The 12,392-nt window shown below is 61.1% G+C and carries 11 protein-coding genes and 2 pseudogenes; 6 read left to right on the top strand and 7 right to left on the bottom strand.

Annotated features, from left to right (window positions below):
* The 3 genes and pseudogenes from CFE42_RS15595 to CFE42_RS15585 form a co-directional block, all read right to left on the bottom strand.
* Positions 1-309: pseudogene (locus tag CFE42_RS15595) on the bottom strand (IS3 family transposase); the annotation flags it as partial.
* A 5-nt stretch (positions 310-314) separates the two neighbouring features.
* The gene (locus CFE42_RS15590) at positions 315-629 is read right to left on the bottom strand and encodes a DUF1153 domain-containing protein (protein WP_004637757.1); all 315 of its coding nucleotides are present in this window, start codon (positions 627-629) and stop codon (positions 315-317) included.
* Positions 630-662: 33 nt separating this feature from the next.
* Positions 663-1,295, bottom strand: coding sequence for a hypothetical protein (locus CFE42_RS15585; protein ID WP_251471227.1), 633 nt, complete (start codon positions 1,293-1,295; stop codon positions 663-665).
* 94 nt (positions 1,296-1,389) lie between these two features.
* On the opposite strand from CFE42_RS15585, the gene CFE42_RS15580 reads away from it, so the two are divergent.
* Both CFE42_RS15580 and CFE42_RS15575 read left to right on the top strand, forming a co-directional pair.
* Entirely contained in the window at positions 1,390-1,776 is a 387-nt protein-coding gene (locus CFE42_RS15580; protein WP_052035677.1) for a sce7726 family protein, read from the top strand.
* Between the two features lie 157 nt (positions 1,777-1,933).
* Positions 1,934-2,821 (top strand): hypothetical protein, encoded by an 888-nt coding sequence (locus CFE42_RS15575; RefSeq protein ID WP_004628141.1) that lies wholly within the window; start codon positions 1,934-1,936, stop codon positions 2,819-2,821.
* Positions 2,822-2,910: 89 nt separating this feature from the next.
* On the opposite strand, the gene gyrB is transcribed toward CFE42_RS15575, so the two are convergent.
* The 3 genes from gyrB to dnaA all read right to left on the bottom strand — a co-directional run bounded on the left by gyrB (position 2,911) and on the right by dnaA (position 8,549).
* A complete protein-coding gene (gyrB, locus tag CFE42_RS15570) occupies positions 2,911-5,439 on the bottom strand; it encodes a DNA topoisomerase (ATP-hydrolyzing) subunit B (protein WP_004628145.1) in 2,529 nt (842 codons plus the stop codon).
* Positions 5,440-5,567: 128 nt separating this feature from the next.
* Positions 5,568-6,683 (bottom strand): DNA polymerase III subunit beta, encoded by a 1,116-nt coding sequence (dnaN, locus tag CFE42_RS15565; protein ID WP_004628148.1) that lies wholly within the window; start codon positions 6,681-6,683, stop codon positions 5,568-5,570.
* Positions 6,684-6,959: 276 nt separating this feature from the next.
* Positions 6,960-8,549 (bottom strand): chromosomal replication initiator protein DnaA, encoded by a 1,590-nt coding sequence (gene dnaA / locus CFE42_RS15560; protein ID WP_004628151.1) that lies wholly within the window; start codon positions 8,547-8,549, stop codon positions 6,960-6,962.
* 629 nt (positions 8,550-9,178) lie between these two features.
* Here dnaA and rpmH point away from each other — a divergent pair.
* The 4 genes and pseudogenes from rpmH to yidC all read left to right on the top strand — a co-directional run bounded on the left by rpmH (position 9,179) and on the right by yidC (position 11,902).
* Positions 9,179-9,313 carry a 50S ribosomal protein L34 gene (gene rpmH / locus CFE42_RS15555; RefSeq protein WP_003262958.1) on the top strand — a complete coding sequence of 45 codons (135 nt, stop codon included), beginning with the start codon at positions 9,179-9,181 and terminating at the stop codon, positions 9,311-9,313.
* A 61-nt stretch (positions 9,314-9,374) separates the two neighbouring features.
* Entirely contained in the window at positions 9,375-9,797 is a 423-nt protein-coding gene (gene rnpA / locus CFE42_RS15550; RefSeq protein WP_004628162.1) for a ribonuclease P protein component, read from the top strand.
* Positions 9,794-10,000, top strand: a pseudogene (yidD, locus tag CFE42_RS15545) (membrane protein insertion efficiency factor YidD); the annotation flags it as partial. The gene rnpA and the pseudogene yidD, both read left to right, overlap by 4 nt.
* A 237-nt stretch (positions 10,001-10,237) precedes the next feature.
* Positions 10,238-11,902, top strand: coding sequence for a membrane protein insertase YidC (gene yidC / locus CFE42_RS15540; RefSeq protein WP_004628166.1), 1,665 nt, complete (start codon positions 10,238-10,240; stop codon positions 11,900-11,902).
* A gap of 74 nt (positions 11,903-11,976) precedes the next feature.
* On the opposite strand, the gene CFE42_RS15535 is transcribed toward yidC, so the two are convergent.
* Positions 11,977-12,375, bottom strand: a complete 399-nt coding sequence (locus CFE42_RS15535; protein WP_004628168.1) for a VOC family protein — start codon at positions 12,373-12,375, stop codon at positions 11,977-11,979.
* Between the last annotated feature and the right edge of the window lie 17 nt (positions 12,376-12,392).

Genomic DNA, 12,392 nt, shown 5'->3' with positions numbered 1-12,392 from the left:
AGCCACTGACGGCATCGCTTGAATGCGCGGCCGGAAGCCGACGGGACGTTTGCGAACCTGCCAACCCATGAGCTGGAAGATGCGCTGCACGGTGTTCTTATTGAACCCCAGCAGATACGCGACGGTACGGTAACCGAACGACGGCGACTCTTCGATCATCGCCTTGATCGGCTCCGCGAAGCGGGCCTGGACCTTCGGCTCTGCCTTGACTGGCCGGTAATACACGCTGCGACGCGGTACGTTAAACCACCGGCACAGCTTCGAGATCGAGACGGTAATGCCGTCAGCCTGCAGTCCCTGGCGGATCATCTCGATCACTTGTCGTCCTCGCCCAGCAGGGACTGCAATTTTTTTCTTGCGCGCAACTCCAGCATGGCTTCGCCGTACGCTTCCTGCAGGTCCTTGATCTGCCGCTCGTACTGATCTTTCAGGTCCAGCGGGTTGGCCCGCAGCGCATTCTCCATGCCGCGCTTGCCGTCATCCACCCAACCCTCGACCTCGGAGGGCGACAGGTCATAGGCGCGGCTGGCCTCTGCCACTGTCGTCTTGCCCTGAATGATGTCCAGCACCAACGCGCTCTTGCGCTTGGCCGTCCACCGCTTGATGTCTTCTTCCATCTTCGTGCTCATCGTCTTTTCTTCCATTGTGACGTGAGCAGGTTTTCACTGGGTCATTACATCGATTCTGTTCGACGTATCAAATGCAACAGGCGCCCCCGCACTGTCAGTTACCCTGATCCTCACGCCTTTGGCGGTCGATTGGGCGGAAAGCGGCAATACTCCCGCTGACGTCTCAACGTTGTCGCCCATCGGTTTGAGCCTGTAGAAAATCCTGTTGTATCCCTTTGGGCAGTTGTTAATGCTGATCTGGAAGCTGCGCTCGGCAGCCGTTGTCCCAATGCCAGCCAAGGTTCTTGCCCGGGTGGGTTGCAGTTCCACCGTCTGACTTGGCACTGAGCAGCTTCCTTCGATTCTGGTCAGCCTAGTGTTAAGGCGGATGTAGTTATCGATCCTGTTGGATCCCGACGTTGTCTTTGTGAAAAACCAGAACTGAATTGAATCGGCGGTTGTTCCGTTGCCCAACTCTGGGGAAGCGTCCCTCAGCAATTGAATTTCGATCGGCGAAGAAAATTTTATGGACGGTTGATTTTCATCCAGCCTTGTCTGTGGTTCCCCATTGACGAGGACTTGCATCCGCAAGCCTTTGATTTCTGTGATGACGGTCGGTCCGTTTGATACAAAGCCCGGTACGTCACCCGAGGCGACATTAACATAGCTAAAAGGACGGAAATTCACCAACCTGCATGTGCCCTCGCCACATAACGTTTGAGGCGTCAAATAGGCTCTCGCCACAACGGTATTCGGTAGGCACAGCCCTCGGACTGCGTCCATGCAGATAGAGCTCCCGGTAGGACGCTCAATCGTCGACGTTGCCGTATTCAACGGAATATCGACCGCGTACGAGATCAAGACCGAGTTCGACTCCCCGAAAAGGTTGCACACTCAATCCACCGACTACTTGAGAGCCTTTGATCGGGTTTATGTGATCACGCATCCACAGCTGGCCGACAAATATGCCTCGATAGCCGATACACGAGTTGGGATCGCCACCATGACCGAGCGAAGCAGCATAAAGATAGTTCGTGAGGCTTCCCGCAACGTACTGGACCTCGACTCGTCCACGATATTTAGGATGTTGCGCCAGCGAGAGTATGTGGCTGCCGTCGAATCAGTGTTCGGCCCTCTGGTCGATTGTAACGGGTTGAAACCAATCTAAAGAGAAGGGAACACACTAGATTTCAGCGAAAGATATTTTCGTCGCACTTGCTGTCGTGCGCGGCGGCACGCCACTCAATTTAAGAGCCGCCGCCATGCCAGCAATTGGCTCTCCTTTCGATTCACAACCTATCACAATGCAGCACGGAGAGATATGGATGGATGCATACATTGATATCGCAAATCGCTACTTCCATGCATTCGAGGGTCGCCGACTTTATCCGAATTTTAGGAGTTGGCATTGGTATGCCTGGACGTTATCGTTCGCTTTCTTTGCGGGCGAATTAATTTTGGTAGGTACAAATGCAGCAGCTTGGCGCTCATTTCCGTCTCAAGCCCCTATGTTTGTCGCAGAAATACTCTTCTTAGCGACTTCGCTCACAATCGATGCTTACAAGAGAAAGATGCAGGCCGAAACAATGGGCATCGGCTCTGGGGGCCAAACGGATCGCATCTCCGCTGGACGCAAGGTCGCCTTAGAGCGGTTGTGCGGCAAACCTGCCAGCAGCTTTGCGGCTACAGCCAAGGAAGTCTCAGACCTGCTGGCTCTACAGAGATCTTTCAGATCGATCTCCGATACGGAATCCGGCGATCTCTGGAAGAAGATCTACGACCCCGAATCTAAGGCTCGGCTGCTATCAATCACTTTGGCTGCTATTGCTTTGTTTGTTGCGCTTCTGACAAAGTCGGCGGACGACCCACTCCCAAATATCGTCGCCGTCATTTCAGACCAAGGCGTCAGATCTCTTCTTGCCGTTCTAATAGGTTGCTCTGTGGCATTGTTTGGGATCGGCTTGGGCTTGCAGACCATGCTCCGCAGCTTGACCAACGTAACGGCCCTATGGATTGCCAAACTTGGGTGGAGCAAAAAGGGGAGTCGAACAGCGCTTAATTATCTCGTGCGAGACCTCGTCAGATTCTATGAGCCTATTCCACAAGCCCACGAGGAAGCTGCTCCCCTTGATTCACAAATACCTTGTCGAGAGCCAGCTAAGGTTGCAGGGATTCCCTCTGATGGCACTCCTGAACGATCGGCACTTGCCTAATAGGGAGAGCTGTAGACAGCGACAGAGCAGCACAAAGCTAAAAAAAAACGCCGAGAAAAATCTCGGCGTTTTTTTAGCGCGGGCAAAACTCAAACATCAATATTCCGCGCCACCAACGCATTGCTCTCAATGAAGTTCCGGCGCGGTTCCACGTCGTCGCCCATCAGCGTGGTGAAGATCTGGTCCGCGGCAATGGCGTCTTCAATCTGCACGCGCAGCAGGCGGCGCTGGGTGACGTCCATGGTGGTTTCCCACAGCTGCTCGGGGTTCATTTCGCCCAGGCCCTTGTAGCGCTGGCGGCTCACGCCGCGCTCGGCTTCGCTCAGCAGCCACGTCATGGCGGCATGGAAGTCGGCAACGTTCTGCTCGCGCACCTTGTCGCCGGTGCCGCGGCGCACGCGGGCGCCATCGCCAATCAGGCCCTGGAAGGTGGCGGCGGTGCTTGAGAGCGCGGTGTAGTCGGCGCCGGCCACAAAGTCGGCGTCGATGTGGCTGAGGCGCTGGTTGCCGTGCTGGCGGCGCACCACCATGATGCGGTACTTCTCGGTCTTCTCCTCGTACTGCATGAAGGCGTCTGCGGTGGCGCCGCCGTTGGCGCTGCTGGCGTTGCCTTGCATTTCGAGCAGGCGGGCCTTGAGCGTGCGGGCGCTGGCTTCGGCTGCGGCTTCGTTGGACAAGTCGAGCGACACGCCTTCGGCAATGGCGCGCAGGGCGTCGGCGTCAATTACGCGAGACAGGCGCTCGATCACGCTTTGGCTGAACTGGTACTGGCGTGCGAGTTCGGCCAGGGCGTCGCCGGCAATCTCGGTGCCGTCGGGGCGCACGAGCACGGCGGTGTCCAGCGCCTGGCGCACGAGGTAGGCGGCCATCTCGACGTCGTCTTTGATGTAGCGCTCTTCCTTGCCGTGCTTGATCTTGTAGAGCGGCGGCTGGGCGATGTAGACGTGGCCGCGCTCGATGATCTCGGGCATCTGGCGGTAGAAGAACGTGAGCAGCAGCGTGCGGATGTGCGAGCCGTCTACGTCAGCATCGGTCATGATGATGATGCGGTGGTAGCGCAGCTTGTCGAGGTTGTAGTCGTCTTTGCCAATGCCGGTGCCCATGGCGGTGATGAGCGTGAGCACTTCCTGGCTGGAGAGCATCTTGTCAAAGCGCGCGCGCTCGACGTTCAGGATCTTGCCCTTGAGCGGCAGGATTGCCTGGAACTTGCGGTCGCGGCCCTGCTTGGCCGAGCCACCTGCGGAGTCACCCTCGACGATGAAGAGTTCTGACAGCGCGGGGTCTTTCTCCTGGCAGTCGGCCAGTTTGCCGGGCAGGCCCATGCCGTCGAGCACGCCCTTGCGGCGCGTCATTTCGCGGGCCTTGCGGGCAGCTTCACGCGCGCGGGCAGCTTCAACGATCTTGCCGCAGATGATCTTGGCGTCGACGGGCGTTTCCAGCAGGAAGTCGCTCAGCGCCTTGGCGACGACTTCTTCCACCGGCAGGCGCACTTCCGACGAGACGAGCTTGTCCTTGGTCTGCGAGCTGAACTTGGGCTCGGGCACCTTGACGGAAAGCACGCAGGTCAGGCCTTCGCGCATGTCGTCGCCCGAGGTGTCGACCTTGGCTTTCTTGGCGATCTCGTTGTCGGCGATGTACTTGTTGATGACGCGCGTCATGGCGGCGCGCAGGCCGGTGAGGTGGGTGCCGCCGTCGCGCTGCGGGATGTTGTTGGTGAAGCAGAGCACCTGCTCGTTGTAGGCGTCGTTCCACTGCATCGACACTTCTACGGCCACGCCGTCTTTCTCGCCTGCGGCAAAGAAGATGGTGGGGTGCAACACGGTCTTGTTCTTGTTGATGTACTCAACAAAGCCCTTTACGCCGCCCGAGAAGGCGAAGTCTTCTTCCTTGCCGGTGCGCTGGTCGGTCAGCCGGATGTGCACGCCGTTGTTCAGGAACGAAAGCTCGCGAATCCGCTTGGAGAGGATCTCGTAGTGGTATTCGACGTTGGTGAAGATCTCTTCGTCGGCCAGGAAGTGCACTTCGGTGCCGCGCTTGTCGGTAGTGCCCAACACGCGCAGCGGCGAGACCTCCACCATCTGGCCGTCCGGCCCTTGCACCGTTTCGATCAGGCGGTTTTGCGGAACGCCCTGTGCAAACTCGATGTAATGCACCTTGCCACCCTGGCGCACCGTCACCTTCATCCACTTCGACAGACCGTTCACGCACGACACGCCAACGCCGTGCAGGCCGCCCGACACCTTGTAGCTGTTCTGGTTGAACTTGCCACCGGCGTGCAGCTCGGTCATGGCGATCTCGGTCGCGCTGCGCTTGGGCTCGTGTTTGTCGTCAAACTTGATGCCGGTCGGGATGCCACGGCCGTTGTCGATCACGGAGATGGAGTTGTCCGTGTGGATGGTGACCTGGATCTCGGTGCAATGCCCGGCCAGTGCTTCGTCGATGGAGTTGTCCAGCACCTCGAACACGAGGTGGTGCAGGCCGGTGCCATCCGAGGTGTCGCCGATGTACATGCCCGGCCGCTTGCGTACCGCCTCCAGGCCTTCCAGGATCTGGATCGAGGCGGCGTCATAGCTGTTGGCCTCGGCGGGGGTGGATTGCGGTTTCTGCTCTTCGGTCATGTCGTTCTGCTCGCTGCCATGGGCGCGGAAATGGTTATCTCAACGCACACAGCGGGGTTGCTTAAAAACGGCGAAGGGGCGGATCGTCACGATCCAGCCCCTCGTCTTGCTCTGGGTGCAGCGGTGCGTCAAATGCGCATCGGCATGACGACGTACTTGAAGGTGTCGTCGTCCGGCAGGGTGATGAGCGCGCTCGAATTGGAGTCGCCCAGGCTCACCTGCACTTTTTCGGCCTTGAGGTTGGCCAGCACGTCCAGCAGGTAGGTGACGTTGAAACCGATATCCAGTGCATCGCCCTGGTAGTCGATTTCGAGTTCTTCCTGCGCTTCTTCCTGGTCAGCGTTGGTGGAGCTGATCTTCAGGACGTTGGTGTCGAGCATGCAGCGCACGCCCTTGAACTTGTCGGTGGTCAGGATGGCCGTACGTTGCAGCGCCTGCTGCAGGAAGGCACGGTCGATCGTGAAGCTGTTGCGGTAACCCTTCGGGATCACGCGCTGGAAATCCGGGAACTTGCCTTCGACCAGCTTGGAGATCAGCTCGATATTGCCGAAGGTGAACTTGACCTGGTTCGAGGCCAGTTGCACCGAGACGGGATCGTCCACGTCTTCCAGCAGGCGTTGCAGCTCGAGGATGGTCTTGCGCGGGATGATGACTTCCTGACGGCCGCCGGCGCCTGCCGGTTGCTCGCCGGTTTCCACGCCGCAGTAGGCCAGGCGGTGGCCGTCGGTGGCGACGGCCATGACTTGCTTGCCGTCCACCACCAGCAGCATGCCGTTGAGGTAGTAGCGGATATCTTGCTGGGCCATCGCGAAGTGCACCATCGCCAGCAAGTGCTTGAGCGTCTTCTGCGGCAGCGTGATGCGGGCACCGAAATCGGTTGCCTCTGCAACGGTCGGGAATTCTTCGGCGGCCAGCGTCTGCAGCGCAAAGCGGCTCTTGCCGGATTGCACCGTCATGCGCTTGTCGTTGAGCGTGAGCGCGACTTCGCCGTCAGGCATGGCACGCAGGATGTCGACCAGCTTGCGCGCGGCCACGGTGGTGGCAACGTCGCCCGCGCCGGCGCCGCAATCGGCGTGCGTGGTGATCTGGATTTCGATGTCGGTGGACAGGAAGGAAACCCGTTCACCTTGCTTGGTGATCAGCAGATTGGCCAGGATCGGCAGCGTGTGTCGGCGTTCCACGATGCCGCTCACGATTTGCAGCGGACGCAGCAGGTTGTCTCGCGAGGTTTTGACCAATTGCATGAAGGCGATCCTTGGCTTGAGAGGTGACACCGCGCGCGCCCCAGCCTCGGCCACATGGCCAGGTGCCTGCAGGAGCATTCGCGATTAACCCAAAGTTGTTGTAAATCAAGGGGTTAATCACAAATTATACCGCAAATAAGGGGGCGCTGGATAGCGTCACGCGCGCGGCAAATATGTCTATTGTGCATGAAAAGACGCCCGCATTCGAGCGGGCGTCTGTCGAGGCTTGATTCAGGGCGAATGGCGTTGCCATGCGCTCTGGTGACCATCGCGCGGTCAGCCCTTGAGCGTTTGCTCCAGCACGTGCAACTCGTGGTTGAGCTGGGCGTCCTTGGTGCGCTCGTCGGCGATCTTTCGTACGGCGTGCAGCACCGTGGTGTGGTCGCGTCCGCCGAACAGTTCGCCAATCTCGGGCAAGCTCTTCTGCGTGAGTTCCTTGGCCAGATACATGGCGATCTGACGCGGGCGCGCGATGTTGGCCGGCCGCTTCTTGGAGTACATATCCGCGACCTTGATGTTGTAGAAATCCGCGCAGGTCTTCTGGATGTTCTCCACCGAAATCTGGCGGTTCTGCACGGTCAACAGGTCTTTCAACGCCTCGCGCGTGACCTCGATCGTGATCTCTTTGCCGTGGAAGTTGGAGTACGCCAGAATCTTGCGCAGCGCGCCTTCCAGCTCTCTCACGTTCGAGCGCAGGTGCTTGGCCACGAAGAAGGCCACCTCTTCCGGCACGGTCACGTTCTCGGCCTGCGCCTTCTTCATCAGAATCGCAACGCGCATCTCCAGCTCGGGCGGCTCGATCGCCACGGTCAGGCCGGAGTCGAAGCGCGAGATCAGGCGGTCGTCGATGCCGGTGATCTCTTTCGGATACGTATCGCTGGTGATGATGACCTGCGCGCGATTGGCGATCAGCGCCTCGAACGCGTAGAAGAATTCTTCCTGCGTGCGGTTCTTGCCCGAGAAGAACTGGATGTCATCGATCAGCAGCAGATCGAGCGAGTGGTAGTAGCGTTTGAAATCATCAAACGCCTTGCGCTGGTACGCCTTCACCACATCCGACACGTACTGCTCCGCATGGATGTAGCGGATGCGCGCGCGCGGGTTCTCCATCAGCATGAAGTTGCCGATGGCATGGATCAAGTGCGTCTTGCCCAACCCCACCCCGCCGTACAGGTACAGCGGGTTGTACGACTTGCCGGGGTTGTTGGCGACCTGGATAGCCGCGGCGCGCGCCAACTGGTTCGCCTTACCGGTGACGAAGTTGTCGAACGTCAGGATCTGGTTCAGCCGCGAGCGCTCATGCACGGAATCGTCCACGTGCGCCTGCGGCGGCGCAGCCAGGGTCGCGACCACGGCAGGCGCCTGCGGCGGCATGCGGTACGACCGGGCGCTGACCTCGGCGGCGTCCATCACGGGCACATCGATATCGGCGGCGGCATGGCTCGCCGTTGCGAGCGCGGTATCGCGATACACAGACGGCGCGGGGCGCGACGTTGCGGCGTCATGCGAGACACCGTTGCCGGCCGGCATGGCCTGCCGCGGTTGACCTGCTTGCGCCCCAAGGGGTTGCATCGGCACTGGCGCGAGCGCCGGCTGAAGCGCCGCCTGGCGCTGGCCGGCGGTCGGGTCGAGCACGAACTGCACGTCGACCGTCGCCTCCCAGTAGTCGCACGCGAGCGACTGGATGCGGCCCGAGAACTGGCTCTTGACCCAGTCGAGCTTGAAACGGTTGGGCGCGGCAATCCGCAGCGTGCACGCCTGCTCGTCAAACGACAGCGGCGTCAGCGGCTTGATCCACGTCTTGAATTGTTGCGGCGTCAGCTCACTCTCGAGTTGAGCGGACGCCGCATGCCAGAAATCCTGCATCGTTATCGTTAGGTGTTTGACCGGCGCCACACGCGTCTGATGACGTCCCCGGGAGGGCCGGCCGCCGGGCTCCTGGCTGTGGCCAGAAACCGGGTGGCTTTCGTTATTGGAACGGGATTGTACCCCTGGCCGAAAGTTATCCACAAAGGATAAGTCTGTGGATAACCTGTGGACCCGCTGTGAGTAGCGGTGGACAACCGATTTTATTGACCTCCCGCAAACCCAATCCCGGCAACCCTTTGCGCAGAGCACCCCAATCCGCACAAGGCGCTGGGGACAACTCGTCGCCGGGTGGATTTCGGTCGCGGGGCGCACGTTATCCCCAGTCGGTCAGGCTTGACAGAAGTCGAAAATGCCGTTTAAATGCCGGGTTCTGCGATGCGCAGCAGGGGAGCGCACGCTTGTTCGTGTCAGATGCGGGGCGAGAAACACTTCGTCGCGACTGATCCGGCTTAGGCCCGATGCCCTCGGTGCCCGATGTTCCGGTGACACCCTAGACCTGAACAACACAGCGCACGGCGGTCTGCGTGGGCGATTTCTCTGACTGAATCGACACCAGGCCGCAGGGGCAGCCCTAGGCCCGGCGCGTGCGGCGATGTCCGCACCACCCATTAACAAGAGAGTGCATCATGAAGCGTACCTATCAACCTTCCGTTACCCGTCGCAAGCGCACCCACGGTTTCCGTGTCCGCATGAAGACCCGTGGTGGCCGTGCCGTGCTGAACGCACGCCGCGCCAAGGGCCGTAAGCGCCTGGCCATCTAAAGACGGCCGCGCCAAGGGCGGCGGCTTCGGCCGTTGCTCATGGCTCTGCGGCACGCTGGCGATGGGCCTGCACGCCTACCCCAAGGCCGCAAGGCTGACAAAAACGGATGAGTTTTCATCCGTTTTTGCTTTGCGGCCGGTCCGGCGTAGTCGTCACTTCGTGCTGTATGTGCGCGCCAACGGCGATCGCCCGGCGCGCCTGGGCGTGGTGATCGGCAAGAAATTCGCCAAGCGCGCCGTCGAGCGCAACCTCATCAAGCGCCAGTGCCGCGAGTTGTTCCGCCTGCGGCAGCCGTTGCTGGGCGGGCGCGACGTGCTGATCCGCCTGCAGGCTAAGTTTCCGCGCCAGGACGTGCCCACCGTGGCCGCCTTCAAGCGCATCTGCCGCGAAGAGCTGGCGCAGCTTTTCGAGGTTGCCACGCGGCCACTGTCGGCGCCGCCTGCCGCAACACCTCCCCAGCCCACCGCTGGGAGCACGCCATGACGCGCGTGCTGCTGTTTCTGCTGCGCATCTACAAAGTGGCGTTCAGCCCGTTTGTAGGGGCGCAATGCCGTTTCCTCCCGACCTGCTCCGACTACGCGCGCGATGCCGTGCTCACTCACGGGCCCGGTTACGGCAGTTATCTTGCGGCAAAACGTCTATGCCGCTGCCATCCGTTCGCACAAGGCGGGTATGATCCTGTGCCGCCCGCTGCTGGCGACGCTGTGCCCCGCTCCACCGATCCCGCATCGACCGACGCGACCGCAGCTGACTCCCAGCCTGCGCGGCCGTCGATCCAGGCAGTGCCGGAAAACGTAGCGAGCAGCCCGAGGTTGGACCGAGAAGCGCAACCGTACAAGGGTACGGTGAGCATCGCAGGTTCAAGATCGGGCTGCGCAGCCGTTTTTCGGCGCTGGCTTCACCTTCCCAGACCGTAATCCGACATGGATATCAAACGCACCATTCTCTGGGTGATCTTCTCGCTGGCGGTTGTCCTGCTGTTCGACAACTGGCAACGCGCGAATGGCCACCAGTCGATGTTCTTCCCCACGCCGCAAACGGCCACGACCACGGCCGCCGCGCCGGGCAGCACGCCCGCAGGCGACGTGCCAAGCAACGCCTCTACAGCGGCAGCCGCCGGGTCGCAAGCCGCCCCGGCTACGGGTGCCGCTTCGCAGGCCCCGGCTTCGGAAAAGATCGTCATCTCGACCGACCTGCTGCGCGCCACCATCGACACCGACGGCGCCATCGTCACCAAGCTCGAACTGCTCGACCAGAAGGACCACGACGGCAACCCGATGGTGCTGTTCGACCGCAGCGTCGAGCGTACCTATCTGGCACGCTCGGGCCTCATCGGCGGCGACTTCCCGAACCACACGACGGTGTTCGCTGCATCGCCCGGCCCGCGTGACCTGGGTACCGGCAACGATGTCTCCATCACGCTGACGGCCGACAAGGGCGGCGCCAAGCTGGCCAAGACGTACGTCTTCAAGCGCGGCAGCTACGTGATCGACTCGCGCTTCGACGTGACCAACGACGGCACCGCGCCGATCAACCCGACGCTGTACCTGGAACTGGCCCGCGACGGCGGCGCTGTGGAGCAATCGCGCTTCTACAGCACGTTCACCGGCCCGGCCGTGTACACCGACGGCGACAAGTTCCACAAGATCACTTTCGCCGACATCGACAAGGGCAAGGCACAGGTGCCGGCCCCGACCAATAGCGGCTGGGTGGCGATGGTGCAGCATTACTTTGCATCGGCCTGGATTCCCGCCGACAACGTCAAGCGCGAGTACTACGTCAACCGCGTCGACACCAACTTCTACCGCATCGGCATCCAGGAGCCGCTGGGCACCGTCGCGCCGGGCGCCAGTGTGTCGACCACGGCGCGCCTGTTTGCCGGCCCGCAGCAAGCGCGCATGCTCGAGGCCATCACCCCGGGCCTGGACCTCGTGAAGGACTATGGCTGGCTGACCATCGTCGCCAAGCCGCTGTTCTGGCTGCTCGAGAAGATCCACGCGCTGCTGGGCAACTGGGGCTGGTCGATCGTCGCGCTCACGGTGCTGATCAAGCTGGTGTTTTTCCCGCTGTCGGCCACGAGCTACCGGTCGATGGCCAAGATGAAAGACCTGCAGCCGCGCATGACGGCCATCCGCGAGCGCCACAAGGGCGATCCGCAGAAGATGAACCAGGAAATGATGACGCTGTACCGCACCGAGAAGGTCAATCCGCTCGGCGGCTGCCTGCCGATCGTGATCCAGATTCCGGTGTTCATGGCGTTGTACTGGGCGCTGCTGTCGTCGGTCGAAATGCGCGGTGCGCCCTGGATCGGCTGGGTGCACGATCTGTCCACGCCCGACCCGTTCTACATCCTGCCGGTGCTGATGGCCGTGTCGATGTTCGTGCAAACCAAGCTGAACCCGACCCCGCCGGACCCGGTGCAGGCCAAGGTGATGATGTTCATGCCGATCGCGTTCTCGGTGATGTTCTTCTTCTTCCCGGCCGGCCTGGTGCTGTACTGGGTGGTGAACAACTGCCTGTCGATCGCGCAGCAGTGGTCGATCAACCGTATGCTGGGCACCAACAAGAAGGCGGCACCCGCCAAGTAAGGCGAACGCACTTCAGCGAAAAAGGGCACCTCCGGGTGCCCTTCTTTTCGCCTGCTCGAAACGCTTCAAGCGCTTCAACCAAGTGCGTGGCAGACGGCCTCGATGTTGTGGCCGTCCGGGTCGCGCACGAAGGCGCCGTAGTAGTTCGGATGATAGTGCGCGCGCACGCCGGGCCCGCCATTGTCGGTGCCGCCTGCAGCCAGGGCCGCGGCGTAGAACGTGTCCACATTGGCACGCGTGTCGACGCGGAAGGCCACATGCACCGGCGGCTTGTTCGACCCCTGCCCGGCCGTCGCCGCTGAAATCCAGAATTCCGCCTTGCCCGATGGGCCAAAGCCCGCCACATCGGTGTGGCCCGTGACAGCCGCCGGAAACTCCCGCAGCTTGCCCGGGCCAATGGCGCCGAGCGCCCGTTCGTAGAACCGCTTGCCGGCTTCGAAGTCGCTGACGACGACGCCGGTGTGATCGATCATCCGAATCTCCTTGGTTG

Source organism: Ralstonia sp. PBBBR1 (assembly GCF_002256165.1).
Lineage (GTDB): Bacteria > Pseudomonadota > Gammaproteobacteria > Burkholderiales > Burkholderiaceae > Ralstonia > Ralstonia thomasii.
Note: the sequence above shows the minus strand (reverse complement) of the source record. Positions and strands in the feature narration are given on the sequence as shown.

Excerpts from the sequence above, each read along its gene's own strand:
- CFE42_RS15590 (WP_004637757.1), bottom strand. The coding sequence starts at position 629 with ATGAGCACGAAGATGGAAGAAGACATCAAGCGGTGGACGGCCAAGCGC.
- CFE42_RS15580 (WP_052035677.1), top strand. The coding sequence starts at position 1,390 with ATGCAGATAGAGCTCCCGGTAGGACGCTCAATCGTCGACGTTGCCGTA.
- CFE42_RS15575 (WP_004628141.1), top strand. The coding sequence starts at position 1,934 with ATGGATGCATACATTGATATCGCAAATCGCTACTTCCATGCATTCGAG.
- gyrB (WP_004628145.1), bottom strand. The coding sequence starts at position 5,439 with ATGACCGAAGAGCAGAAACCGCAATCCACCCCCGCCGAGGCCAACAGC.
- dnaN (WP_004628148.1), bottom strand. The coding sequence starts at position 6,683 with ATGCAATTGGTCAAAACCTCGCGAGACAACCTGCTGCGTCCGCTGCAA.
- dnaA (WP_004628151.1), bottom strand. The coding sequence starts at position 8,549 with ATGCAGGATTTCTGGCATGCGGCGTCCGCTCAACTCGAGAGTGAGCTG.
- rpmH (WP_003262958.1), top strand. The coding sequence starts at position 9,179 with ATGAAGCGTACCTATCAACCTTCCGTTACCCGTCGCAAGCGCACCCAC.
- rnpA (WP_004628162.1), top strand. The coding sequence starts at position 9,375 with ATGGGCCTGCACGCCTACCCCAAGGCCGCAAGGCTGACAAAAACGGAT.
- yidC (WP_004628166.1), top strand. The coding sequence starts at position 10,238 with ATGGATATCAAACGCACCATTCTCTGGGTGATCTTCTCGCTGGCGGTT.
- CFE42_RS15535 (WP_004628168.1), bottom strand. The coding sequence starts at position 12,375 with ATGATCGATCACACCGGCGTCGTCGTCAGCGACTTCGAAGCCGGCAAG.